This window comes from Pseudomonas yamanorum, from assembly GCF_013386765.1.
GTDB lineage: Bacteria > Pseudomonadota > Gammaproteobacteria > Pseudomonadales > Pseudomonadaceae > Aquipseudomonas > Aquipseudomonas yamanorum_A.
Window position 1 is genome coordinate 155,842 of the sequence record NZ_JACARE010000023.1, and the last position, 24,818, is coordinate 180,659.

A 24,818-nucleotide genomic window follows, 5' to 3' on the forward strand; every position below is an offset into this window, starting at 1 on the left:
AATAATGAGCAACGCCCCAGTAATCGGCCACTACATCAACGGCCAGGTGCAGGACAGCGGCAGCGAACGTTTCAGCAATGTATTCAACCCGGCCACCGGCGAAGTCCAGGCCCGCGTCGGGCTGGCCAGCCAGAAGACCGTCGATGAAGCCGTGGCCTCGGCGCTGAAAGCCTTCCCGGCGTGGTCCGAGCAGTCGTCCCTGCGGCGTTCGCGGGTGCTGTTCAAGTTCAAGGAACTGCTCGACCGGCACCACGATGAACTGGCCGAAATCATCAGCCGCGAACACGGCAAGGTGTTCTCCGACGCCAAGGGCGAAGTCACTCGCGGCATCGAGATCGTCGAGTACGCCTGTGGCGCGCCGAACCTGCTGAAAACCGATTTCAGCGACAACATCGGCGGCGGCATCGACAACTGGAACCTGCGCCAGCCCCTGGGCGTGTGCGCCGGCATCACCCCGTTCAACTTCCCGGTGATGGTGCCGCTGTGGATGATCCCGCTGGCCCTGGCCACCGGTAACTGCTTCATCCTCAAACCGTCGGAGCGCGACCCGTCCGCCAGCTTGCTGATGGCCCGCCTGCTGACCGAAGCCGGGCTGCCCGACGGCGTGTTCAACGTGGTGCAGGGCGACAAAAGCGCCGTGGACGGCCTGTTGCAGCACCCGGACATCGAGGCGATTTCGTTTGTCGGCTCCACCCCGATTGCCGAGTACATCCACCAGCAGGCGACCCAGCGCGGCAAGCGTGTGCAGGCGTTGGGCGGTGCGAAGAACCATATGATCGTGATGCCCGATGCCGACCTGGACCAGGCCGCCGACGCCTTGATCGGCGCGGCCTACGGCTCGGCCGGTGAGCGTTGCATGGCGATTTCGATTGCCGTGGTGGTGGGCGATGTCGGTGACAAGCTGATCGAAAAACTGCTGCCGCGTATCGACCAGTTGAAGGTCGGCAACGGTATGCAAAAAGACAGCGAGATGGGCCCGCTGGTCACCGCCGAGCACAAAGCCAAGGTCGAAGGTTTTATCGACCAGGGTGTGGCGCAAGGCGCGAAGCTGATCGTCGATGGCCGTGGCTTCAAGGTGCCGGGCGCGGAGGGTGGCTTCTTCGTCGGCGCGACCTTGTTCGATAACGTCACCACCGAAATGAGCATCTACCAGCAAGAGATCTTCGGGCCCGTGCTGGGCATCGTGCGGGTGGCGGATTTTGCCAGCGCGGTGGCCTTGATCAACGCCCATGAGTTCGGCAACGGCGTGTCGTGCTTTACCAGCGACGGCGGCATTGCCCGCGCGTTTGCCCGCACCATCAAGGTGGGTATGGTCGGCATCAACGTGCCGATTCCGGTGCCCATGGCCTGGCATTCGTTTGGTGGCTGGAAGCGCTCGCTGTTCGGCGACCACCATGCCTACGGCGAAGAGGGCATTCGTTTCTACAGCCGCTACAAAAGCGTCATGCAACGCTGGCCCGACAGCATTGCCAAGGGCCCTGAATTCAGCATGCCAACCGCCAAGTAACTGTTAAGTGTGGAGCACAACAATAATGAAGTCGCCTCTACGTTTTGCCCTGAACCGCATGGTCGCCCCCAGCCTTTCCCTGCCGGACTTTATCCAGCTGGCGGTGACCCTCAAATGCGACGCCATCGAGATCCGCAACGACCTCAAGGGCATCGAGATTGAAGACGGTACTCCTGCCAGCCGCGTACGCGAATTGTGCGCGGTGCACGGCATCACCGTGCTGTCGATCAACGCGCTGTACCCGTTTGATGTATGGAACGACGAGCGCCGCGCCCAGGCGATCAAGCTGGCCGCCTATGCCCGCGAATCCGGCGCACAGGCGTTGGTGATGTGCCCGTTGAACGACCGTGCCGACTCACGCAACGAAGCCCAGCGCGCCGCCGGTTTGCGCACCGCCTTGAGCGAACTGGCGCCGATCCTGCGGGAATACGGGATTCTCGGCTTCGTCGAACCCCTGGGTTTTGAAGAATGCTCCCTGCGCCGCAAACGCGTGGCGGTGGATGCGATCAAGGCCATCGGCGGGCTGGATGTATTCCGCGTGGTGCACGACACCTTCCACCATCACCTGGCCAGCGAACATGAGTTCTTCCCCGAGCTGACCGGGCTGGTGCATATCTCCGGTGTGGAAGATGCCGAGGCGCCGCTGAACTCGATCCGCGACGGCCACCGGGTGCTGGTGGGCGAGGCCGACATCCTCGGCAACGCCGCGCAGATCGACACCCTGCTCAGCACCGGCTACAGCGGCTACCTGTCGTTCGAGCCGTTTGCCGAAAGCGTGCATGGCCTGGCGGACATCAAGCAGGCACTGGGGGCGAGCATCGCCCACCTGCAAAAACGATAAGGGGCACCCCATGACCACAACCCGATTGACCATGGCCCAGGCCCTGGTGAAGTTTCTGGATAACCAGTACATCGAAGTCGATGGCGTGCAGAGCAAATTTGTCGCCGGCATCTTCACGATTTTCGGCCACGGCAATGTGTTGGGCCTGGGCCAGGCCCTGGAGCAGGACAGCGGCGACCTGGTGGTGCATCAGGGCCGCAACGAGCAAGGCATGGCCCACGCTGCGATTGGCTTTGCCAAGCAGCACCTGCGCCGCAAGATCTACGCCTGCAGCTCTTCGGTAGGGCCGGGCGCTGCGAATATGCTGACCGCTGCGGCGACTGCCACCGCCAACCGCATTCCGTTGCTGCTGTTGCCCGGTGATGTCTACGCCAGCCGTCAGCCGGACCCAGTGCTGCAACAGATCGAGCAGTTCCATGACCTGAGCATCAGCACCAACGACGCCTTTCGTGCCGTGAGCAAATACTGGGACCGCATCAACCGTCCGGAACAGTTGATGACCGCGGCGATCCACGCCATGCGCGTGCTCACCGACCCCGCCGAAACCGGCGCGGTGACCCTGGCTTTACCGCAGGATGTGCAGGGCGAGGCGTGGGATTACCCGGATTACTTCCTGCAGAAACGCGTGCACCGTATCGATCGCCGCCCGGCGACCGAAGCGATGTTGGGCGATGCCGTAGAGGCGTTCAAAGGCAAGCGCAAACCGCTGATCGTGTGTGGCGGCGGGGTCAAATACTCCGGCGCGAATGCCGCGCTGCAAGCCTTCGCCGAGCGCTTCGACATTCCATTCGCGGAAACCCAGGCGGGCAAGAGTGCGGTGGTGTCCAGCCACCCGCTGAACCTCGGTGGCCTTGGTGAAACCGGCTGCCTGGCGGCGAACCTGCTGGCACCTGAAGCCGACCTGATCATCGGCATCGGCACGCGTTATACCGACTTCACCACCTCGTCCAAATCCCTTTTCAAGCATCCCGAGGTGCGGTTTCTCAACCTCAATATCAGCCCGTGCGATGTGCTGAAACTGGACGCCGTGCAATTGCTGGCGGATGCCAAGGTGGGCCTTGAGGCACTGGCCGAAGCGCTGGGTGACTATCGCTCCAGCTGGGGTGATCAGCCACGGGACGCCAAGGCGCAACTGGACGCTGAAGTGGACCGCATCTACCAGGCCGATTACCAGAGCGAAAACTTCGTCCCGGAAATCAACGACCACATGGACCCTGCGGTGCTGCGTGAGTTCATCGAGCTGACCGGTTCCTGCCTGACCCAAAGCCGCGTGCTCGGGGTGCTCAACGAAACCCTGGCTGATGATGCGATCATCGTCGCCGCCGCTGGCAGCCTGCCGGGCGATTTGCAGCGCAGCTGGCGCAGCAAGGGCGTCAACACCTACCACGTCGAGTACGGCTATTCGTGCATGGGCTACGAGGTCAACGCGGCCCTGGGCGTCAAGCTGGCCGAGCCCGAGCGCGAGGTGTACGCACTGGTGGGCGATGGCTCCTACATGATGCTGCACTCGGAGCTGGCTACCTCGATCCAGGAGCGGCGCAAGATCAACGTGGTGCTGCTGGACAACATGACCTTCGGCTGCATCAACAATTTGCAGATGGAACACGGCATGGACAGCTTCGGCACCGAGTTCCGCTTCCGCAATCCCGAGACCGGCAAGCTCGACGGCGGGTTCGTGCCGGTGGACTTCGCCATGAGCGCGGCGGCCTATGGCTGCAAGACCTACAAGGTCAACACCGTGGAGCAGCTGCAGGCGGCGCTGGCCGATGCGCGCACGCAAACGGTGTCGACGCTGATTGATATCAAGGTTTTGCCCAAGACCATGATCCACAAATACCTGTCGTGGTGGCGAGTCGGTGTGGCGCAGGTGTCCACCAGCGCGCGCACCGATGCGGTGGCCAAACAACTCAATGAACGCCTGGCCAAGGCCCGGCAGTACTAATAACAAGAGGAGTGTTTCCATGTCTTTGAAGTTGGGTGTTATCGGTACTGGCGCCATCGGCCAGGATCACATTCGTCGCTGCAGCCAGACCTTGCTCAACAGCCAGGTGGTGGCGGTGACGGACATCAACCTTGAACAAGCTGCCAAGGTCGTCGCGGACCTGAAACTCACCGCCGAGGTCTACCCGGACGGCCACGCGCTGATCAACTCGCCGCAAGTCGAGGCGGTCCTGGTGACCTCCTGGGGCCCGAGCCACGAAGAGTTCGTGCTGGCGGCGATTGCCGCCGGCAAACCGGTGTTCTGCGAGAAGCCGCTGGCCGTGACCGCCGAGGGCTGCCGCAAGATCGTCGAGGCCGAAGTGGCCCACGGCAAGCGCCTGGTGCAAGTGGGTTTCATGCGCCCGTATGACCACGGCTATCGCGCCCTCAAGGCCGTGATCGACAGCGGCCAGATCGGCGAGCCGTTGATGCTGCACTGTGCCCACCGCAACCCGAGGGTGGGTGAGAACTACAAGACCGACATGGCGATCACCGACACCTTGATCCACGAGCTGGATGTGTTGCGTTGGTTGCTGGCGGATGACTATGTGTCGGTGCAAGTGGTGTTCCCGCGTAAATCGAGCAAGGCGTTGGCGCACTTGCGTGACCCGCAGATCGTGCTGCTGGAAACCGCCAAGGGCACGCGCATCGATGTGGAAGTGTTTGTGAACTGCCAATACGGCTACGACATTCAATGTGAAGTGGTGGGGGAGACCGGTATTGCGAAATTGCCGGAGCCGTCCCAGGTGCAGATGCGCAGTGAGGCCAAGCTGTCCAATGCGATCCTGATGGATTGGAAAGACCGGTTTATCGCGGCCTATGACGTCGAGTTGCAAGCATTTATCGACGGCGTGCGGGCCGGGCAAGTGGGCGGGCCGTCGGCGTGGGATGGTTTTGCGGCGGCGGTGGCGGCGGATGCGTGCATCGAGGCGCAGAACAGTGGGCAGATTGTGAAAGTGGGCCTGCCACCCCGTCCGCATTTCTACGGCTGACCACCTATTCCACTGTAGGAGCTGGCTTGCCTGCGATGACGGCGGCACATTCAACAATACTGTCGCCTGATACACCGCTATCGCAGGCAAGCCAGCTCCCACATTTGATCGGGTTCCAACATCAGATTTGGGAGCGTTTCTAACATGCGCATCGCATTAGACCCCTACATGTACCGCCACCTGCCCCTCGGCCAAATGGTCGACAAGGCCGCCGAACTCGGCTACCAGCACATCGAACTCTCGCCCCGGGAAGACTTCCTGCCGTTCTACAAGGCCGCCCGGGTCGACCGGGCGCGCATCAAGGAATTTCGCAAAGCCCTGAGCGACGCCGGCGTGCAACTCTCGTCCCTGCTGCCCATGTACCACTGGGCCGCCGCTGACGAAGGCCTGCGGGTTGCCGCCGTACGCAACTGGAAGCGCGCGATCCAGATCGCCGTGGAAATGGACTGCGAGCTGGTCAACACCGAATTCACTGGCCAGTCCGACAACCCGCTGGTGTGCGAAAACCAGTTCATGCGCTCCATGGATGAGCTGATGCCGGAGTTCGAGCGCGAAGGCGTGAAGCTGGATATCCAGGCTCACCCGTATGACTTCTGCGAGCGCAACAACGAGTCGGTGGACATCATTCGCGGCCTCGACCGCGACTGGATCAACTACCTCTACGCCGCGCCGCACACCTTCTTCTATGACGACGGCAAGGGCGATATCGCCTCGATGCTCAAGTACGCAGGCGCCAAGCTCAGCCACTTGATCATCGCCGACACCTACAACCACCGGGCGTCCTCAAACCTGCGCTACATCGTCAACCCGCCGGGCGTGACGGCCACCGTGCACCAGCACCTGGACATCGGCCAGGGCGAGGTCAACTGGGAGGCGTTTTTCGGCACCCTGCGGGAAATCAAGTTCGACGGCATCGCCACGGTGTCGGTGTTTGCCTGGGAAGACCGGCCGGATGAGTCCAACCGGATGATGCTGGAGCGGGTCACCCGCGAACTTTGCTGTTAGATCGCTGTGGCTTGCTCTGTGGCGAGGGAGCTTGCTCCCGCCGGGGTGCGAAGCGCCCCCAAAAGCTTGCGACTGCTACGCAGCCGAGCGGGAGCAAGCTCCCTCGCCACAATTAACCAAGGAGTATTTGTATGCGAATCGGACTGGTTGGATACGGCCACGGTGGCCGCTTTTTTCACGCACCGCTGATTGCCAGCCTGCCGGGGGCGACCTTTGTCGGCGTCGTCACCCGCTCACCCGAGCGTCGCCAACAGTTGGCGAAAGAACATCCTGGTGTAAAAGCCTTCGATACCATCGGCCAGATCGTCGAGGCCGGTGTCGACGCCCTGGTGATCTCCACCACCCTCAAGGGCCGTCCCGCGCTGGTGTTGGAAGCCATCGAACACGGTGTGGCGGTGGTCAGCGACAAACCCTTCGCCAGCAACGCCGAACAGGCCCAGGCCTTGATTACCGCCGCCGAGCGCCAGGGCGTGCTGCTCAGCGTCTACCAGAACCGGCGCTGGGATTCGGACTTCCTGACCCTGCGCAAGCTGATCGACGCCGGCGCACTGGGCACCGTCACCCGCTTCGAATCCCGGGTGGAACGCTACAACCCGGGCTCCGTGGGCAATGCCAGCGGCGGCGGGTTCCTGCGGGACCTGGGCAGCCATCTGGTGGACCAGGCGATGCAGCTGTTCGGCCCGGTGGAGCGCGTGTTCGCGCAATTGCACTACACCCCGCAGGAGCCCACAGTGGATCACGGTTTCTTCGTGTCCATGACCCACGCCAACGGGGTGATTTCCCATCTGTGGGGGAGTGCCTTGCAAAACAGCCAGGCGCCGCGTTTCCGGGTCAATGGCACCGCCGGGTGCTACACCGTGGAAGGCCTGGACGGCCAGGAAGCGTTGTTGATGGCCGGCAAGACCCCGAAAACCGAAGGCGAGCACTGGGGCGCCGAAGAACACCGGCGTTGGGGCTGGTTCGAGCAAGGTGAGGAGCGCGAGCGCGTGCCCTCGGAAAAAGGCCGCTGGAACCAGTTCTACAGCCAGTTGCAAAGCGCAGTGGAAGGCCAGGGCCCGTTGCCGGTGGAGGCCCGGGATGCGCTGCAAACCACCCGTGTACTGGACGCGGCGCGCCTCAGTTCGGAGCGCCAGCAGGTGGTGGAAATACCCGCTGTGGAAAGCCACAGATGAAAAATAGAATAAAATTCTAAAATAAGTTGATATGGAAATTATTTTCCAATAAAGTCATTTCCAGGTTGCATAAAGTACGTTCGGACTCGATTCGGGCGACTCGACAAAAACAAGATCAAAACAACCAGGTACCGTCAGATGAAAATCTTCAACGCTGTACTGCGAGTTTTACGTCCTGCCCTCAAGCCACGCGGTCTGCCCCGCGCCCGGCCGTTTTACTTCTCCCTCCTGAATGTCCTGTGCGTCGAAAGCAAGGGTTCCCTGGTGTGCTGCATTCCGGGGGCGCCGATCGTTCGACTGCCGACAGCTTCGCTCTGAAAAACGCAACGTCCACAAAACCAACAAGAAATTGGAGACAGACCGTTCATGAAGACCCCGATCCGTTTTACCGCGCTGGCCCTGTCAATGATGCTCGCCAGCGGTTTTGCCACCGCCGCCGATATCAAAGTGGGTGTGAGCATGTCGGCATTCGATGACACCTTCCTGACCTACCTGCGCGAGGACATGGACAAGCAAGCCAAGTCCTATCCCAAGGGTGACGGCGTACAGCTGCAGTTCGAAGATGCCCGCGCCGACGTGGTCAAGCAATTGAGCCAGGTCGAGAACTTTATCAGCCAGAAAGTCGACGCCATCATCGTCAACCCGGTCGACACGGCATCTACCGCCAACATCAGTAAAGCGGCGCTCGCGGCGGGCATTCCGCTGGTGTACGTCAACCGTCGTCCCGACCAGACCGATTTGCCCAAGGGCATCGTGGCCGTGACCTCCAATGACGTCGAGGCCGGCCGCCTGCAAATGCAGTACATCGCCGAAAAGCTCGGTGGCAAGGGCAAGATCGTGATCCTGCTGGGTGACCTGGCGAACAACTCCACCACCAACCGCACCAAGGGCGTGAAGGAAGTCCTGGCCAAATACCCGGACATCAAGATCGAGCAGGAACAGACCGGCATCTGGCTGCGTGACAAGGGCATGACCCTGGTCAATGACTGGCTGACCCAGGGCCGCGAGTTCAACGCAGTACTGGCCAACAACGATGAGATGGCTATCGGTGCGTCCATGGCGTTGAAATCGGCGGGGACCAAGCCGGGCACCGTGTTGATCGCGGGCGTGGATGGCACGCCGGACGGCCTCAACGCGATTACCAAGGGTGACATGGCCGCGTCGGCCTTCCAGGACGCCAACGGCCAGGCCGTGGGCTCGGTGGAAGCAGCACGCAAGATGGCCAGGCACGAGCCGGTGGAGCAGAACGTGGTGATCCCGTTCAAGCTGATCACCCCGGACAACGTCAAAGACTTCAAGTAGCCCTTAATAACAACAATAAACCGGCAGGGCAGCCACGGCGGCCCTGCTGACGGAGTACCCGATATGTTTGCTCAAGCGACTGCTTCCCAGCCTCCCGGTATCCAGCCCCTGGTACTGGAAGAACCCTATCTGCTGGAGATCTCCAACATCAGCAAAGGCTTTCCCGGCGTCGTGGCCCTGGCCGATGTGCAACTGCGGGTGCGCCCCGGTTCGGTGCTGGCGCTGATGGGAGAGAACGGCGCGGGCAAGTCGACGCTGATGAAGATCATCGCCGGCATCTATCAGCCCGACGCCGGTGAAATCCGCCTGCGGGGCAAGCCGATTGTGTTTGAGACACCGCTGGCGGCGCAGAAAGCCGGCATCGCGATGATCCACCAGGAACTCAACCTGATGCCCCACATGAGCATCGCCGAGAACATCTGGATCGGCCGCGAACAGCTCAACGGCCTGCACATGGTCAACCACCGGGAAATGCACCGCTGCACCGCGCAATTGCTGGAGCGGCTGCGGATCAACCTCGACCCGGAAGAACACGTCGGCAACCTGAGCATCGCCGAGCGGCAGATGGTCGAGATTGCCAAGGCCGTGTCCTATGACTCCGACATCCTGATCATGGATGAGCCCACCTCGGCGATTACCGACAAGGAAGTGGCCCACCTGTTTTCGATCATTGCCGACCTCAAGTCCCAGGGCAAAGGCATCATCTACATCACCCATAAAATGAACGAAGTGTTCGCCATCGCCGATGAAGTGGCGGTGTTCCGCGATGGTGCGTACATCGGCCTGCAACGGGCCGACAGCATGGACAGCGACAGCCTGATCTCGATGATGGTGGGGCGCGAGCTGAGCCAGCTGTTCCCGGTGCGCGACAAGCCTATCGGCGATCTGCTGCTGTCGGTACGCGACCTGCGCCTGGATGGGGTGTTCCAGGGCGTGTCGTTTGACCTGCACGCCGGCGAGATTCTCGGCATTGCCGGGTTGATGGGCTCTGGCCGTACCAACGTGGCTGAGACCATTTTTGGCATCACCCCAAGCTCCGGCGGCGAGATCCAGCTGGACGGCAAGACCGTGCGCATCACCGACCCGCACATGGCCATCGAGAAGGGCTTCGCGCTGCTGACCGAAGACCGCAAGCTCAGCGGCTTGTTTCCTTGCCTCTCGGTGCTGGAAAACATGGAAATGGCCGTGCTGCCGCTTTACTCCGGCAACGGCTTCATCCAGCAAAAGGCCCTGCGGGCCCTGTGTGAAGACATGTGCACCAAGCTGCGGGTGAAAACCCCGTCGCTTGAGCAGTGCATCGACACCTTGTCCGGCGGCAACCAGCAAAAAGCCCTGTTGGCCCGCTGGCTGATGACCAATCCGCGGCTGCTGATCCTCGACGAGCCCACTCGCGGTATCGACGTGGGCGCCAAGGCCGAGATCTACCGGCTGATTTCCTACCTGGCCAGCGAAGGCATGGCCGTGATCATGATTTCTTCGGAGCTGCCGGAAGTGCTGGGCATGAGCGACCGGGTAATGGTGATGCACGAAGGCGACCTGATGGGCACCCTGGACCGCGCGGACGCGACCCAGGAAAAAGTCATGCAACTGGCTTCCGGTATGACGGCGGTCCACTAACGAACAGACGGCGCCGGCCCGCTGCGGCCGGCGCAACGCGATAAAAAAAGGTGAGTGGTTATGAACGCGATACTGGAAAGCAAACCCGAGGAAAAGAAGCCCGCTGCAGCGCCGGTCAAGCACCGTCGACGCATGCCCACCGAGCTGAGCATCCTGCTGGTGCTGATTGGCATCGGCCTGGTGTTTGAGTTGTTCGGCTGGATCGTGCGGGACCAGAGTTTCCTGATGAACTCCCAGCGCCTGGTGTTGATGATCCTGCAAGTGTCGATCATCGGCCTGCTGGCGATTGGCGTGACCCAGGTGATCATCACCACCGGTATCGACCTGTCCTCGGGCTCGGTGTTGGCGTTGTCGGCGATGATCGCCGCCAGTCTGGCGCAGACTTCCGACTTTTCCCGGGCAGTGTTTCCATCCCTGACCGACTTGCCGGTGTGGATACCGGTGGCGATGGGCCTGGGTGTGGGGCTGCTGGCGGGGGGCATTAACGGCAGCATTATTGCGGTCACCGGGATTCCACCGTTTATTGCCACCCTCGGCATGATGGTCTCGGCCCGTGGCCTGGCGCGTTATTACACCGAAGGCCAGCCGGTGAGCATGCTCTCGGACTCCTACACGGCCATCGGCCACGGCGCGATGCCGGTGGTGATCTTCCTGGTGGTGGCGGTGATCTTCCATATCGCGCTGCGCTACACCAAGTACGGCAAGTACACCTACGCCATCGGCGGCAACATGCAGGCGGCGCGCACCTCGGGGATCAACGTCAAGCGCCACCTGATCATCGTCTACAGCATCGCCGGGCTGCTGGCGGGCCTGGCCGGTGTAGTGGCCTCGGCACGAGCGGCCACCGGGCAGGCGGGCATGGGCATGTCCTATGAGCTGGACGCGATTGCTGCTGCGGTGATCGGCGGCACCAGCCTGGCGGGCGGAGTAGGGCGCATCACCGGCACCGTGATCGGCGCGCTGATCCTCGGGGTGATGGCCAGCGGGTTTACCTTCGTCGGTGTGGATGCCTACATCCAGGACATCATCAAGGGCCTGATCATCGTGGTGGCGGTGGTGATCGATCAGTACCGCAACAAGCGCAAGCTCAAGCGCTAACACGGTCCTCAAGGCTGCATCAATCAATGTGGGAGCTGGCTTGCCTGCGATAGCATCAACTTGGTCTCGCTGACAGACCGAGTCGAGTGCATCGCGGGCAAGCCCGGCTCCCACATGAGCGTTTTGCCATCAACGTTTAACCGTTTGTCTTCTATATAGCTCCACAACACTGAATTTCTTGCTATAAACGCACTCCGATGACCGTTCGCCGAGCCCGTCCTGGTGCCTTTGCGGGTTATCTTGGAAAAAATGCCTGTCATTTCAGTTGCTGAGCCCTCAAGTCGGCCTTAGACTGCCGCCCCTCGTAAATTGAGTGCCGGGTGGCGCTTGAAATGGACGGCGCCTTTCCGAGACCTGCACAGGCCTTCCGGAACGCTCCCTTATTCGCCTTGATGCACGTATTTTTTATAGAGAAATCAATGACAAAGGAAAAGTTGCTGGCCATGCCGGCGGATGACTACATGAATGCCGAGCAGCACGCTTTTTTTGAGCAGTTGTTGCAAGACATGAAAGTGGAACACCATGAGCGCATTGAGCAGAACCGCATCGCCATCGAAAGCCTGGACACCCCGGCTGACCCGGCTGACGCTGCTTCTGTCGAAGAAGAGCGCACCTGGCTGGTGAATGCCATCGACCGCGACCAGCGCATGCTGCCGCAACTTGAGCAGGCCCTGGGCCGTATCAAGGAAGATTCCTTCGGCTGGTGCGATGACAGCGGCGAGCCTATCGGCCTCAAGCGCCTGCTGATCAGCCCGACCACCAAGTACTGCATCGAAGCGCAAGAGCGCCACGAGCAAATCGACAAGCACCAGCGTCAAGCCTGATGCCGTCCTTGTAGGAGCGAGCTTGCTCGCGAAGGTCGCTAACGATAACGCGGGAAGCCTGGTACCCAACGGTGCTCTCAGGTTCTTCGCGAGCAAGCTCGCTCCTACATAGATTTCGCCCGTATTACCCCTGTCTATTGATCTGCTGCAAGCCCCCCACTAAAGGCCCATGGATAATGGCCACGTAGTGGCGTTTAATGCAGTCACAATAACGACAAGCAGTGGGGTAACGAAGATGGCTGGAGACGGATCTCTCATAGGCGCGGCAGTGTCACCCCCTGTGGTGACGCGTCAGTTGCCCGGCTGGTTGACGCCGCTCCTGCAAAGTGCCGCCCTGGTGCTGTTGCTGCTGGGCCTGGCGTTCGGCCAACTCTCGATTTACCTGTGCCTGCCGGTGGCCCTGCTGCTGATCTGGCTGCCCCGCCTGAAACATCGCACCGCCAGCACCGTACCGTCCGACACTACCGATGCCATCGGCGAGCTGACCCGCGACCTGTCCTACACCACCAGTCATAACGCATTGTCTGCTGCGGGCGTGGCCTATTCGGTCAAGCAATTGGCGGCCAGGCTGCAATCGCAATTAGGCGCGGCCAGGCAGATTGTCAGCAGTGCCGAAGTGATGATTGACACCGAGAAGGTCACCTCCGAGCTGAGTCGCCAGGCTCTCGGTGCTGCCAGCCAGGCCCATCAGCGCAGCACCGAAGGGCGTGAGGTGCTGGCGCAATCCATCACCCGCATGCACCAGCTCAGCCAGCGTGCCAACGACAGCCGCCACTTGATCGAGGCCTTGAGCCAGCGCAGCGAAGAAATCCAGCGGGTCACTCTGGTGATCCAGTCGATCGCCAGCCAGACCAACCTGTTGGCCCTGAACGCTGCGATTGAGGCCGCGCGGGCCGGTGAGCACGGTCGCGGCTTTGCGGTGGTCGCCGACGAAGTGCGTGGGCTGGCAGGGCGTACGGCCACGGCCACCGACGAGGTCGGAGTGATGGTGGCGGATATCCAGCAGCGTACCGCCCAGGTGGTGGAGCAGATCCGGCAATTGTCGGCGGATTTGCAGTCCGGTGTAGAACAGGTTGAACACGCCGGTGAGCAATTGGAGAACATTGCTACCCTGGCCGCGGACGTTGAAGGCCAGGTCAATGAAATCGCCCAAGGCACCGACACCAACCGCGCGCAACTCGACAGTCTGTTTCATGCTGTGGAGCAGATGCGTAGCGATTTGACCGTCAGTGACCAGCAAACCCAACAACTGGCCGCCGCCGCGGTGCAAATGGAAGGGCAGGCCGAAACCATCAGCGAGCGCCTCGCCGAGGTCGGCCTGGACGACTATCACCAGCGCATCTATGACCTGGCCCGGGAAGGAGCCGGCCGGATCGCCGCGCAGTTTGAAGCCGACGTGCTGCAAAATCGCATCAGCCTGGATGACCTGTTCGACCGCAGCTACACGCCCATTCCCAACACCCGGCCAAGCAAGTACCACACGCGCTTCGATGGCTACACCGACCAGGTGCTGCCGGCCATCCAGGAAGCGTTGTTGCCCCGTCATGAGGGGTTGGTATTCGCCATCGCCTGCACGCCACAGGGTTATGTGCCGACCCATAACAAGGCGTTTTCCCAGACGTTGACCGGCGATGCCCAGGTGGATGCGCTGCAAAACCGTACCAAGCGCAAGTTTGACGACCGTACCGGGATCCGCTGTGGCAGCCACCAGCAGGCGGTGTTGTTGCAAACCTACACCCGCGATACCGGTGAGTTGATGCACGACTTGTCGGTGCCGATCACGGTCAAGGGCAGGCATTGGGGTGGCTTGCGTCTGGGCTATAAACCCGAGGGCCGCTGATTCACCGAGGCGATTGTTGCAGGTTATGCAAGGGAGCTATTCCGGGGATAGCTTTTTCCAGCTGGAGGAAAACCGTAGCATGGCTGACATTGTTAGCCAGCTAACTAATTTTCTGGAGGCTCTCCATGCAAAACAAAGTCGATGTCGCCGTGATGATTGGCAGTGGCGTACCGCCCACCCTGCGCGCGCTGGGGCGCAAGGCGTGTTGGGTGGTACTGCTTAACGGCGAGCAGCGCGGCACGGCGTTCGCCAGCCGCGATGAGGCAGAAGAGTGCAGGGCTGCCTGGGAGGCGTTGTTGCGCCTGGAGCAGTCAGACAGCCTGCATTGAAGCATCAGCGTGGTTGGTGCAGGCGCTGGTTCAGTTCGTCGACCGCGATGGCCCAGACCGCGTCTTCACGCAGTTCATCTTTAAGGAATTGGGCTTGCTGCGGTGACCAGAAATCTGCGTCGATCAGCTTTACGTCATTGGCCAGGGTGTGTTCGCCGATGAAGGCGTCAATCGCCTCCGGGGAAGATTCCAGGCCAAGTTGTTCAAACAGGTCTTCGAGGGTGTAAGTCGGCGCGTCCATATCGTTCTCCATGCAGGCTGATCATCGTATGCATGGGAGGGTTGTTGCGGGTCAGAGTTCGATCGGATTGTCGCGCCGGGTTATCAGGAGGTCAGTGCGCCTGAATCGACTGCGGCTTTAAGGGCTTTGGCGGCATCCTTGGCAGCGGTGTTGGCGGCGTCTATGGTTTTGAACCAGCGGTCCTTTTCTACCTGGTGGGTCGTTACGGTGGTGAGGGGGGGCTTGGCTCGCATCACGATCACGGCTTGAAATTCACCGTCTACTTCCCTGGCTTCGCCATGGATGAAAAATTCGCCTATATCAAATTCCGTCACGTATAGCCTTCCCTTGGAGGTAATTGCGCTGATGAAACCTGAACCCCAAGGGGACAAATCTCAATGGACGGACCAGTATGGCAGTTGTTACGCGCTGGCGGCGCAGTAAAGTCAACCAGATGACGAAACGACAGCGCCGAGTTTCAGCCGTGGGGCGTCTGCAGGATAGCTTCCAGCTGCCTGGCCAGTTCGCACGCCTGGCTATGGCCGCTGCGAAAGCCTTTGATCCGCCCGCTGGGCACTTCCAGGATATGAAAGAAGTTTCTTCCGGCGGGTACTACTCGATAGAGAACCGAATGCAGGCAACTGCCCTGGGTGTATAGGGAGTAGAATTGGCCGTCATCCATAAAAGATGAACCGGTGTTCGAGGGTGTGGCAATCGGTTGAGGTCGTTGCATAATCAGCTCCTGTCGATCGATCTTGCGGACCCGCTTGCAGTATTTCGGGTGGTTTTGACCCGTGTTGCTGTTTTAGTATTGTCGTCAGCATCCGGCGTCCGGTTCCATCCAAAGCATTAGTTTCTGTGTTGGATGTCGGAAAACTGCATTTTATTAAGGGTTATTGTCTGAAGTAGGGCGGTCGGTATTCTCCGGCCGTTGAACCTGTGATTTCCTGCAACGCCTGGCGACCTTGCGTAAGGTGCGTCGGGTACGCCTGTACTAGTCTTATGGCTTTGCAGCGTGGGCCTTCTTCAGTTTTTCAGTGGATTTGTTGTGTGATCGTGCCGTTTCGGCCGTTTTTTGTGCTGCCCGCCTGGGCGGTCAGCACCCTTTTGATGTGGGGGCGTTTCCTTGGCAGTCAGTAATCTGGATATGCACGCGTTGTTCGTGCTGGGTGATTTGCGCGCAAAGTTGGTCAAGCAGTTTCAATCCCGTTTCGTCTACGTCACTGAGCAGACACCTGAAGGTATCTACATCGCCGAGATCGATACCGAGACGGCGCTGGTGGTGGACGACAAGCCGCGTCTTGAACTCAAGGTCGGTGATCATTTTCGCGCAGCGGTATTGCCCAGTCGCGAAGGTGGCAAGTTCGAACTGAAGTTTCGCGATATCAAGTTGACGGTGTATGGCCTGGGCGACTACGCCTTTGTTTCCTCGGCCGAAGGCCAGGGCATCGTATTCAAGGAAGGCCACAGTGTGATGTTGGTGTTCGCCGCCCATGAGCAGCTGGTTGAAGGCCTGACCAAGACCCTCAAGGCTGTCACCGGCAAGGCTGCCAAGTGGCGCAAGGGTGAACTCGTGACCTTCAAGGCCAGCGAGTAATGAGCCAGGGTAGGGCGCAGTTCCACGAGCAGCACTTGCTCGATGCCCAGGCCGTGGCGGCGCAGCTGCTTGCCCGCAAGTCCGAGTTGCAGGGCGCCTGGTTGAGTTGGGTGGCCGGCCAGTTATATGAACTCAAGCCCGCCGAGTACGCCAGCATGGTGCGCCGCGAGCTGCAGCGCCTGAACAATCCGCCGTAAATACCAGCACCCTGCCATGTTCGCCGGAACCTCTACTACAGTTGAGTTGACTTAAGTATTCAGAGGCTTCGCGGTGTTACAGCAAAGCCGTTCGCTATTGCTGTAAGGCATGAGGTGTAAAGCATGAAAGGAATTCGAGCACTGTTGGCAGCCTCACTGACGACCCTGAGTCTGTCGGTGGCGTCGCTGCCTGTATCGGCGGCCCAGGCGCCGATACATTTCGCGGACCTGAACTGGGAAAGCGGCAGCCTGATCACCGAGGTGCTGCGGGTGATTGTCGAAAAGGGCTATGACTTGCCCACCGACACCTTGCCCGGCACCACCATCACCCTGGAAACCGCCCTGGCAAAAAACGACATCCAGGTGATCGGTGAAGAATGGGCCGGCCGCAGCCCGGTGTGGGTCAAGGCCGAGGCTGAGGGCAAAGTGGTGGGCCTGGGGGATATCGTCAAGGGCGCCACCGAAGGCTGGTGGGTGCCGGAATACGTGGTCAAGGGCGACCCGGCCAAAGGCATCAAGCCCCTGGCGCCGGAACTGCGCAGCGTGAAAGACCTGGCGCGCTACAAGGATGTGTTCAAGGACCCCGAGGCACCGACCAAGGGCCGCTTCCTCAACAGCCCGATTGGCTGGACCTCGGAAGTGGTCAACAAGCAAAAGCTCAAGGCCTACGGGCTTGACGACAGCTACGTGAATTTCCGCAGCGGGTCGGGTGCGGCGCTGGACGCCGAGATTGCCTCGTCGATCCGCCGGGGCAAGCCGGTGCTGTTCTATTACTGGTCACCCACGCCATTGATGGGGCGCTACAAGCTGATCCAGCTGGAAGAGCCGCCGTTTGACGCCGAGGCGTGGAAGACCCTGACGGATGCGGATAATCCTGATCCGAAACCCACCCGTTCACTGGCCTCCAAGTTGAGCATCGGTGTGTCCACGCCATTCCAGAAGGAACATCCGCAGATTGCTGAATTCTTTGCCAAGGTCGACTTTCCCATCGAGCCTTTGAACAAGGCGCTGGCCGAAATGAGCGAGAAGCACAGCCAGCCACGTGAAGTCGCCCAGGCGTTCCTCAAGGATCACCCGCAGATCTGGAAGGCGTGGCTGACTGAGGATGTGGCGCAGAAGGTAGAGGCCAGCCTGAAGTAGCCCCTCAATAGTCCTGACTGGCACGGACTAAATGTGGGAGCTGGCTTGCCTGCGATGCCGGCACCTCGGTTTGACTGACAGACCGAGTTGCTGGCATCGCGGGCAAGCCCGGCTCCCACATGGACCCTGTTCCAGCCTTAGAACTTCGTCTGCACCGCCAGCTCGAACGTCCTCGGCGATCCGAGGTAATACGCTGGCGACACATGGGCAAACTCGGCATACACCTCATTGGTCAGGTTGCGCACCCGGCCCGTCACGGAGGTATGCTGATCCACCTTGTAGGTCAAAAACGTCCCGAACAAGGTATACGCCGGCACCGTCAGGGTGTTGGCGTTATCGGCATACACTGACGCCACATACCGTGCATCCACACCCCCTTGCCAATCCTCGGCAAAGTCATAGGTCAGCCACAGATTGCCCACCTGCTTGGGCACATTGGTCGGCGTATTGCCCTTGCGTGATACCACGGCACCACTGGCGGTTTTCTCGTTGAAGTCCTCGTACTCGGCATCGACCCAGGCGTAGTTGCCCTCCAGCAATAGCTTGGGCGTGACCCGCAACGAACTGGCCAGTTCGATACCCTTGGACGACTGCGCGCCCACCGGAATGCTGTTGGTCGGGTCCTGCGGGTCGGTGACGGCGAAGTCCTTGCGCTCGATCCGGTAGGCGGCGACGGTGGCCGAGCCGCGACCGTTCAGGTAGTCGAACTTGCTGCCCACTTCCCACTGCTTGCCAGTGGACACGTCGAACACCTGGGTGGTGCTGCTCGGCTGTTCGGCAGCGGTGCTGTATTGCACGTAGACATTGGCTTGGGGAATGAACTGATAGGTCAGGCCAATGCGCCCGGTCACCGGCTCCCAACTGCGTTTGACGTGCCGGGGGTTGCTGGCGGTGATGTCTCGGTGATTGGTCACCTCAAGGTCAATCGCGTCATAGCGCAGGCCGGTGAGCAGCGACAGTTTGTCGGTCAGCCCCAGGCGATTTTCGACGAACAGCGCCTTGGTGGTAACGGCGTTGGTCTTGTCCGGATCGAAGCCGGGCTTGGTGCCGGGAAGGTCATAGAAATGCCCCGGATCGTAGTTGTTCGGGTCCACCGTGTTTTTGCCCGGTACGTTCAGTGGGTTGCTGGTGGTGCTGTTGACCTTGTACTCAAATCCACCGGACCAGGTGGTGCTCAAACCGAAGAATGTGTCGTCATGGCGCAGCTCGAACTGGTTGCCATTCTGCTCGCCCTGATGCCGCACCTGATAGGCCGTCGAGCGATTCACCGCGCTGTTATCCGCGTTGTATTGGTAGGTTTCCAGGTTGCGATAGTCGCGCTGGCTGTCGAGGTGATAGAGGGTGTTTTTCAGGGTGGTGCTGTCGTTGATCCGGTAGTCGATGATCGATCGGACCCAGATCGTGCGTTGCTCATAACGGCCGTCGGCCACGTTGTAGTTGTTGAAGCGGTTGTGCTTGTCGATCTTCAACTCGCCCGACTTCGGGTTGAGCACCGGCGTGCCCCAGTAGGGACTGTCTTCGTGTTCGTCCTGATACTCCAGCGCCAGGGTGTGGGACAGGTTCGGCGTGAAATCACTCAACAGGGAGAACGCCACACTCCAGGCATCGCGCTGCTGGCGATCGATATAGGTGTGGTTGGTGTTGCGGCTCACGTCCAGGCGCGCGTAATGCTGGACCTCGGCACCCGGTTCGGTCAGCGCATGGTTCAGGCCGAAGGCCATCCCGGCGGTGTCGTAGCTGCCATACGTCAGTTGCCCTTCGGCGGCCTGTTCCTCGCGGGTGGCGAGCTTGGTCACGTAGTTCAGCGAACCACCAACGGAACCGGCGCCGTTGATCAGGGAGGAGGGGCCGCCGACCAGTTCGACCCGGTCATAGATCCACGCATCCACCGGGCGCGCCAGGCCGCCGGACACGGCGACGCCATTGAACATCTGGGTAATCTGGCTGCTGGTAAAACCCCGATAGGAAATGAAGCCGCCAAACCCCGGCGGCGCACTGGCGTTGACCCCGGGCAGAGTATTGGCCGCGTCCTGGAAGGTCTTGGCGCCTCGGCGCTCGATGTCGTTGCGATTGGCAATGGCGATGGACGCCGGGGTTTCCCGCACGCTCAGCCCGAGGCGCGAGGCCATGCCGCTGGACTGGTCCAGGGACAGGCCGGGTTCGCCGGTTTGCTCGCCATCAATGGTGGTCGGTGCCAGCTCAATCGCCCAGGCGCTGACAGGCAGGCAGCCGAACAGGCCCGCCAAAAGGGGTAAATGTTTCATGGTTGAATCCTGAAAAACATGGCTTGAAAACAACGCACAGCCGCCCGTACTCCCGAGGGAGGCGGCAACACGTGCCAATCAAAAAAGCGCAGGTATCAGGCGAAGGCGGGTGGGGCGCGCGGATTAGCCGCAGGCCAGGTGAAGCGGGCAGGAATGTCGGCGCTGGCAACGATTGCCGGCGGCGGCGCATGGGGTTGCGGCAGCACGGCCACATTGAGGCTGGAGCTGAGCGCCGGGCCCATGCCGCCGGTGGAGCACAGCGGGCAACCGAAGGCTTTCGAGAGCGTGGGCAGGGATTCATCGGTGGACTTGTAAGGCGCCGGCGCCTGGGTGCGCGGGTCTACCGTACAGAACTGGCCGCCGATGCCGTTGAGCTGCATCCCGACCATTTGCCCGTGGCCAATGCTGCAGGCGAACACATTGAACAGGACGCAGCAGTAGAGCATCCAGGCAATGAGCGAGCGGTCGGTACGGGCGAGTTTCATGGGGCGGCACTTTACCATCAGCCGCCGACGAATTGCCTGCAAAAAATCTCAAGAGGTCTATCCTCTTCCGGACTTTTCCAAGGATATCCAGCCATGAGCTTTTTAGTCGCGCGATGGATCGTCGGGGTGTTCGGCTTTATCAGCCTGGTTCATTTGTACTGGGCGGCAGGGGGCAAATTGGGGGTTGCCGCGGCGATTCCGCAGCTGCCGGGTGAATTCGCCAGCGGGCCCCGCCCGGCGTTCAAGCCGTCGGCGCTGGGCACGCTGCTGGTGGGTGTGGGGCTGGTGGCGATTGCGGTGCTGGTGTGTTTGCGGGCCGGGCTGTATTTCGAACCGGTGTCCAACCATGCCTTGCAATGGGGCATCAGTGCGGTGGCACTGGTGATGTTTGCCCGGGCGATTGGGGATTCGGAGCTGGTGGGGTTTTTCAAGAAGGTGGGTGGTTCGCGGTTTGCGCGGCTGGATACGTTTTTTTATTCGCCGTTGTGTCTGGTGTTGGGGGCGGGGTTGTTGGTGGTGGCGTGGAGTTGAGGGTTTGCGCTGGGTAACTCGAATGCTCGCCTGGTGACAGCTAGTCAGCGGGCGAGCAGGGTCAAGGATTTAGGAAGTATAGGTTGGACATGGAATCGGAGATTTTTTGTGCTTTTCCTTGCGCTACATAATTATTGAATTCTAGTTTGAGTGTGTTCTGGTTAGTGTACTTTTTGTACCTGTGGGGTACTTCGCACGCGTATATATAAAGCCGCCATGGATCGAATCCGTCCACCCTTTCGTTTGGGCCGTAGTCGAAATCGATACATATTCCGGAAAAGTCGACTCTGCAGCCAATTCCGTGCAGTTCGTAGGAGATGTTGTCAGTAATCCTCCCGCGTTGCGAGATTTCTTTGCTGCGCCATAGTTGGATAATGTTTTTTGTTCCGAATGTTTGTTCAAGTAAAATGGTCGCCTTTTTTACTTGAGCTAGGTACTCATGAATTAAATTTTCTAGATTTTGATTTTTCATGTTGATAGTTTTGTGATAAGGAGTTGCGTGTTTGCGTATGTGTTTCGGTTTTTTTTGTTTGATCAAGTGGTGTAGAGCAATTCTCGTTTCTATTACTAGCTCATTATTTGAGTGCTGGGTATATTTTTTATTAGTGTATCGCTAAGGCTTCGATGGGCATCTTTATCTCCATTTTCAGGTACTTATTAATTGTAATAACTTCTTTGTGATTGTTGGGCGTTCTGTAAGTATGTCCGTCTGTTTGGTCGTCTAATCTGATGCGGTTTGTTTTATTTGGAATTGCTTCTTACTTTAAAGCGTTCATTGTCCTCTGGGCCATTTGCATAAACTGAAGGGCCGCATAAGGAGATGAATTTTGCTTTAAAATTTATTAGGGAATTTTTGGTCGTGGCTTGGAATGCAAAAAAGCTGCCGGCTTTTACTATTTTTACAGAGAAGATGTCCTTTGTGGGAATATCTTTCATAATTAATTCGCTAATGCCTGTGCAAGTAAGCCCGACTCTGCAGGTGTTAAAGTCTTTGTTTTTCCATTTTTCTGGTAAGTTATCTGGAAACTCTGGGATGTCGAACCCCAGGGCTAACGAAGGTTGATCGTTTTGTATTTGTAATGAGAAAAGAGCAATTTTGTCAATTTCGACTGGATGGCTAAAAAGTTTCCTAAAAAATATGCTCGTATCTAGTTCGTTCCAGTATTTCATTTTTCTCCTTAAACGAATAGTGTTCCTTCGCTCCGGGAATTTTGCCGTTTCGTAGTTTTCGATTCGGGAAAAATGGGCTGATCTATTTAAAGTTCAGATGTTTTTGGTGGGTATCTCTGATTGCCGTTATCGCATTATCCATCCCCCCATGGGTAGCTGCCGATTTCAAGCCTCGTCGCACGGCAGGTCGGCGTAATCTATGTAGCCTTCAAATGCTAAGCAGGCGATCCAATTTAGGCGTTCAGGAAAAATGTAGGTGTGCTGAGGGAATTCTGCGAAGATATCCAGTGCTCTCCTGAGATCGGTTATCGCTATTGAGTAAGCATATTCAATAGCTGAGTCGCCTAGGAAAATTACCCTCTGAACTGCAAGACTATTCAGCTTTTCTGAAATTTCAGTTAACGCTAAGGATTTTTCCATATGGCTCAGGTCGGTTGCGTTCTGCAGGGTCTTCCAGTCGATTTGACTTCCAGCAAAGGTGATTTTTCGTTGTATTTTATTTATAAGTATTTTCTCATCTTTGTTAGGAAGTCGCTCGTAATGAATGTTGTCTGTTTTTAGGGATTTTTCAAGTTCGGTATCGAAGTGGTTCATGTTTATTTGATTGCCTTATTGGTTTTTAAATTGTGATGGGTTCTTGGGGAGCGTGATGTGGATTTTTTGATGCAAGAATATATGTGCGCGCCAGTCTTGTTGTAGTTGTAGCGGATTCAGGTGTTCGTTTATGATTTGGTGTGTATGTACCTGTAGACATCTTGTTGGGTGATTTCTCTGATTTCATTTTTTTTGATTGCGCTTGCTAAGTTTTCTTGAGCATCAATCATGCTTATAAATTGAGCAGCGGCATGTGTTTCTGAATCAAAGAACCTGCAAAGCACGGTTTGTGGATGAATCTCAAGGAAGGTTTTTATATTTTTGGTGGTCACTTTTTTTTCGAAAATAGTCATGTCGGCCCAAAGCTGTTCTATTAAAGGGACTGACTTTTGCATAATCAAAATTGTTTCGCTTGAACCTTCCAGTGCGGAATTTATTATATCTCTGGGGCAGTTTGGGATGTTTTTTATTATGGTATATATGTTGGTGCTATCATTTTTTCCGAATAGGTCTCCATTTTTTATCTGGCCAGCCAATTCCTTTTTTAGTAGGTACTCCTCGGTCTTGGAGCAAAAATCTACCCATCCTGTCGACCGCCATTCCCGCTTGATCGGCCATTCTTCTACTAAGCACTCCGCCACGTTGCACCAGGAATCCCAAACGCAGCGAAAGTCATGGTCGATTAAGGTTAGCGTGGAAAACTGTGCGTCGCCTATTTGTACTATCTGGTCCCAAGGCTTTATTCCGGTCTCAATAATATATGCTGTTTTCATGGTTTTCCCTTAAAGTATGTATGTGAGTCGTCACCAATCCTCAACGGTACCTTTAATCCTTTGACTGTATTTTTCGTGTTGAAGTGTGGTCCGTGATTGCCCTCTATATGACCTAGGGAGTGTTCATAAATTTTGGTGATATGATTTTTTCTAAGGCTGAAAACGTATACTCTTCCCGAAATATATTTATCTTGATCACGAATCTTGTCCCGCTTAACCGCTATAGGCTGCGTACTTTGTGGAATACCGCCAATCTCTTTAGCTTTTCTAAAGGCTGCATTTCTTGAGAGCTTGCTATCGGAGCCTTTAGGCGGCTCTACGTCGCCTTCGTTTACCTTGACTTTGCTCGCTGGGTCTTCAGCACGGTGTTTCGGCTTACATCCATCCCCTCCCGGACAGGTATTCAACCCCAACGGATCCACCCACCCCGTCGGGTTGGGCACGTACTGGTATCCGTTCAGCCCTCCCGCCAGTTTCACCGGATCAGGCGTCAGATAGCGTCCAACGTCCGGATTGTAGTAGCGATGGCGGTTGTAGTGCAGCCCGCTTTCGGGGTCGAAGTATTGGCCCTGGAAGCGCAACGGGTTGGTGACGGTGTTGACGTCCAGCTTCGCGAGTTGGCCGTAGGCGCGGTAGTGGGCGGACCAAACGATTTCGCCGTCGGGTGCGGTGAGTTCCTGCGGGGTGCCGAGGTGGTCGAGTTGGTAGTGGAAGGGTTTTACGGCTTCCGGGCCGTAGCCTTTCAGCAGTGCTAACGGGCGGAAGCTGTTGGGTTCATAGATATAGCTTTGGTGATGATCAGCGCTGTGCTCGGCGATCAGCGTGTCGCCTTGCCAGAAAAACTCTGTGGTCTGGCCGTCGAGGGTTTTCGCTATGCGTCGACCGAACGGGTCGTAACGGTAGCTGGCGTGGGTGCCGTCGGGTTGGGTGACACTGATCAGTCGATGCTGGCAGTCGTAGCGGTACTCGGTGACCAACTGCTGGGCCCGGCCCCGACGCTCGCGCAGGAGGTTGCCGAAGGCGTCGTAGTCGTAATGACGGTCGCCTTGCATCAGCAGGCGGTTGCCTTTGACTACGCTCGGGCCGACGCGGTCTTGCATCAGCAGGTTGCCCGCCGGGTCGTGGACGAAGCGTTCCTGCAGGTCGTGCGAGTGGTCGGCGCGGGTCAGGCGGTCGAGCGGGTCGTAGTGGTAATCGTGCTGGCCTTTGCGGGTGTCGAGGATGCGGGTGAGGTTGCCGCGTTTGTCGTAGTCGTATTGGCGGCGCTGATGGCGTTGTTCTTGTTGGGTGATGGCATGGGCGTGCAGCCGGCCCTGATCGTCGTAGTGGTAGTGGCTGAG

General features: G+C 58.6%; 26 protein-coding genes and 1 pseudogene. 17 read left to right on the top strand and 10 right to left on the bottom strand.

All coding sequences use genetic code 11. The annotated features are described in order from the left end of the window. Positions 1-4: 4 nt before the first annotated feature. The 13 genes and pseudogenes from HX875_RS19240 to HX875_RS19295 all read left to right on the top strand — a co-directional run bounded on the left by HX875_RS19240 (position 5) and on the right by HX875_RS19295 (position 14,507). Entirely contained in the window at positions 5-1,507 is a 1,503-nt protein-coding gene (locus HX875_RS19240; RefSeq protein ID WP_177044678.1) for a CoA-acylating methylmalonate-semialdehyde dehydrogenase, read from the top strand. 25 nt (positions 1,508-1,532) lie between these two features. Beyond that, the gene (locus HX875_RS19245; protein ID WP_177044680.1) at positions 1,533-2,348 is read left to right on the top strand and encodes a TIM barrel protein; all 816 of its coding nucleotides are present in this window, start codon (positions 1,533-1,535) and stop codon (positions 2,346-2,348) included. Positions 2,349-2,358: 10 nt separating this feature from the next. Continuing rightward, positions 2,359-4,290, top strand: a complete 1,932-nt coding sequence (gene iolD / locus HX875_RS19250) for a 3D-(3,5/4)-trihydroxycyclohexane-1,2-dione acylhydrolase (decyclizing) (protein ID WP_177044682.1) — start codon at positions 2,359-2,361, stop codon at positions 4,288-4,290. 19 nt (positions 4,291-4,309) lie between these two features. Then, entirely contained in the window at positions 4,310-5,320 is a 1,011-nt protein-coding gene (locus HX875_RS19255) for a Gfo/Idh/MocA family protein (protein ID WP_177044683.1), read from the top strand. Positions 5,321-5,464: 144 nt separating this feature from the next. Beyond that, complete coding sequence (locus tag HX875_RS19260; RefSeq protein ID WP_177044685.1) at positions 5,465-6,325, top strand: sugar phosphate isomerase/epimerase family protein; 861 nt, start codon at positions 5,465-5,467, stop codon at positions 6,323-6,325. A 131-nt stretch (positions 6,326-6,456) separates the two neighbouring features. Then, positions 6,457-7,497: a Gfo/Idh/MocA family protein gene (locus HX875_RS19265; protein ID WP_177044687.1), complete on the top strand. Its 1,041-nt coding sequence runs from the start codon at positions 6,457-6,459 to the stop codon at positions 7,495-7,497. 366 nt (positions 7,498-7,863) lie between these two features. Beyond that, on the top strand, positions 7,864-8,799 hold the full coding sequence (locus tag HX875_RS19270; RefSeq protein WP_010173158.1) for a sugar ABC transporter substrate-binding protein: 936 nt from the start codon (positions 7,864-7,866) through the stop codon (positions 8,797-8,799). A 63-nt stretch (positions 8,800-8,862) separates the two neighbouring features. Continuing rightward, positions 8,863-10,416 (top strand): sugar ABC transporter ATP-binding protein, encoded by a 1,554-nt coding sequence (locus tag HX875_RS19275; RefSeq protein ID WP_177044689.1) that lies wholly within the window; start codon positions 8,863-8,865, stop codon positions 10,414-10,416. A 60-nt stretch (positions 10,417-10,476) separates the two neighbouring features. Beyond that, a complete protein-coding gene (locus tag HX875_RS19280; RefSeq protein ID WP_177044690.1) occupies positions 10,477-11,514 on the top strand; it encodes an ABC transporter permease in 1,038 nt (345 codons plus the stop codon). A gap of 419 nt (positions 11,515-11,933) precedes the next feature. After that, positions 11,934-12,338 (top strand): TraR/DksA family transcriptional regulator, encoded by a 405-nt coding sequence (locus HX875_RS19285; RefSeq protein WP_010173153.1) that lies wholly within the window; start codon positions 11,934-11,936, stop codon positions 12,336-12,338. Between the two features lie 22 nt (positions 12,339-12,360). After that, positions 12,361-12,447, top strand: a pseudogene (locus tag HX875_RS32810) (outer membrane lipoprotein carrier protein LolA); the annotation flags it as partial. A 510-nt stretch (positions 12,448-12,957) separates the two neighbouring features. Continuing rightward, a complete protein-coding gene (locus HX875_RS19290) occupies positions 12,958-14,178 on the top strand; it encodes a methyl-accepting chemotaxis protein (RefSeq protein WP_371321489.1) in 1,221 nt (406 codons plus the stop codon). Positions 14,179-14,303: 125 nt separating this feature from the next. After that, positions 14,304-14,507 (top strand): hypothetical protein, encoded by a 204-nt coding sequence (locus tag HX875_RS19295; RefSeq protein ID WP_177044692.1) that lies wholly within the window; start codon positions 14,304-14,306, stop codon positions 14,505-14,507. Between the two features lie 4 nt (positions 14,508-14,511). Here the strand turns inward: HX875_RS19295 and HX875_RS19300 are convergent, their stop codons facing one another. From HX875_RS19300 to HX875_RS19310, 3 genes are all read right to left on the bottom strand, one after another. After that, complete coding sequence (locus HX875_RS19300) at positions 14,512-14,748, bottom strand: DUF2789 domain-containing protein (protein ID WP_084250787.1); 237 nt, start codon at positions 14,746-14,748, stop codon at positions 14,512-14,514. Positions 14,749-14,831: 83 nt separating this feature from the next. Beyond that, positions 14,832-15,062, bottom strand: a complete 231-nt coding sequence (locus tag HX875_RS19305; RefSeq protein WP_177044694.1) for a hypothetical protein — start codon at positions 15,060-15,062, stop codon at positions 14,832-14,834. Positions 15,063-15,205: 143 nt separating this feature from the next. Then, positions 15,206-15,460 carry a hypothetical protein gene (locus HX875_RS19310; protein ID WP_256348137.1) on the bottom strand — a complete coding sequence of 85 codons (255 nt, stop codon included), beginning with the start codon at positions 15,458-15,460 and terminating at the stop codon, positions 15,206-15,208. A gap of 414 nt (positions 15,461-15,874) precedes the next feature. On the opposite strand from HX875_RS19310, the gene HX875_RS19315 reads away from it, so the two are divergent. From HX875_RS19315 to HX875_RS19325, 3 genes are all read left to right on the top strand, one after another. Continuing rightward, positions 15,875-16,324 (top strand): hypothetical protein, encoded by a 450-nt coding sequence (locus tag HX875_RS19315; protein WP_177044728.1) that lies wholly within the window; start codon positions 15,875-15,877, stop codon positions 16,322-16,324. Further along, entirely contained in the window at positions 16,324-16,521 is a 198-nt protein-coding gene (locus HX875_RS19320) for a hypothetical protein (RefSeq protein WP_177044696.1), read from the top strand. Before HX875_RS19315 ends, HX875_RS19320 begins: the two co-directional genes overlap by 1 nt. Before the next feature lie 123 nt (positions 16,522-16,644). Further along, positions 16,645-17,661, top strand: coding sequence for an ABC transporter substrate-binding protein (locus HX875_RS19325; RefSeq protein ID WP_177044698.1), 1,017 nt, complete (start codon positions 16,645-16,647; stop codon positions 17,659-17,661). A gap of 137 nt (positions 17,662-17,798) precedes the next feature. Here HX875_RS19325 and HX875_RS19330 read toward each other — a convergent pair whose 3' ends face one another. After that, entirely contained in the window at positions 17,799-19,925 is a 2,127-nt protein-coding gene (locus tag HX875_RS19330; RefSeq protein WP_177044701.1) for a TonB-dependent receptor, read from the bottom strand. Positions 19,926-20,020: 95 nt separating this feature from the next. Further along, positions 20,021-20,410 (bottom strand): DUF2946 domain-containing protein, encoded by a 390-nt coding sequence (locus HX875_RS19335; RefSeq protein WP_177044703.1) that lies wholly within the window; start codon positions 20,408-20,410, stop codon positions 20,021-20,023. A gap of 93 nt (positions 20,411-20,503) precedes the next feature. Here HX875_RS19335 and HX875_RS19340 point away from each other — a divergent pair, with 93 nt between their 5' ends. Next, entirely contained in the window at positions 20,504-20,941 is a 438-nt protein-coding gene (locus HX875_RS19340; RefSeq protein WP_169388104.1) for a DUF3995 domain-containing protein, read from the top strand. 61 nt (positions 20,942-21,002) lie between these two features. Here HX875_RS19340 and HX875_RS33185 read toward each other — a convergent pair whose 3' ends face one another. The 5 genes from HX875_RS33185 to HX875_RS19360 form a co-directional block, all read right to left on the bottom strand. Beyond that, entirely contained in the window at positions 21,003-21,413 is a 411-nt protein-coding gene (locus tag HX875_RS33185) for a DUF6896 domain-containing protein (RefSeq protein WP_371321488.1), read from the bottom strand. 269 nt (positions 21,414-21,682) lie between these two features. Continuing rightward, a complete protein-coding gene (locus HX875_RS19345; RefSeq protein WP_177044705.1) occupies positions 21,683-22,111 on the bottom strand; it encodes an Imm50 family immunity protein in 429 nt (142 codons plus the stop codon). A 165-nt stretch (positions 22,112-22,276) separates the two neighbouring features. Then, positions 22,277-22,705 (bottom strand): hypothetical protein, encoded by a 429-nt coding sequence (locus HX875_RS19350; RefSeq protein ID WP_177044707.1) that lies wholly within the window; start codon positions 22,703-22,705, stop codon positions 22,277-22,279. 128 nt (positions 22,706-22,833) lie between these two features. Continuing rightward, on the bottom strand, positions 22,834-23,478 hold the full coding sequence (locus HX875_RS19355) for a hypothetical protein (protein WP_177044709.1): 645 nt from the start codon (positions 23,476-23,478) through the stop codon (positions 22,834-22,836). After that, positions 23,475-24,818: RHS repeat domain-containing protein (locus tag HX875_RS19360; RefSeq protein ID WP_177044711.1), on the bottom strand; the 1,344-nt coding region annotated here is incomplete at its 5' end. The genes HX875_RS19360 and HX875_RS19355, both read right to left, overlap by 4 nt.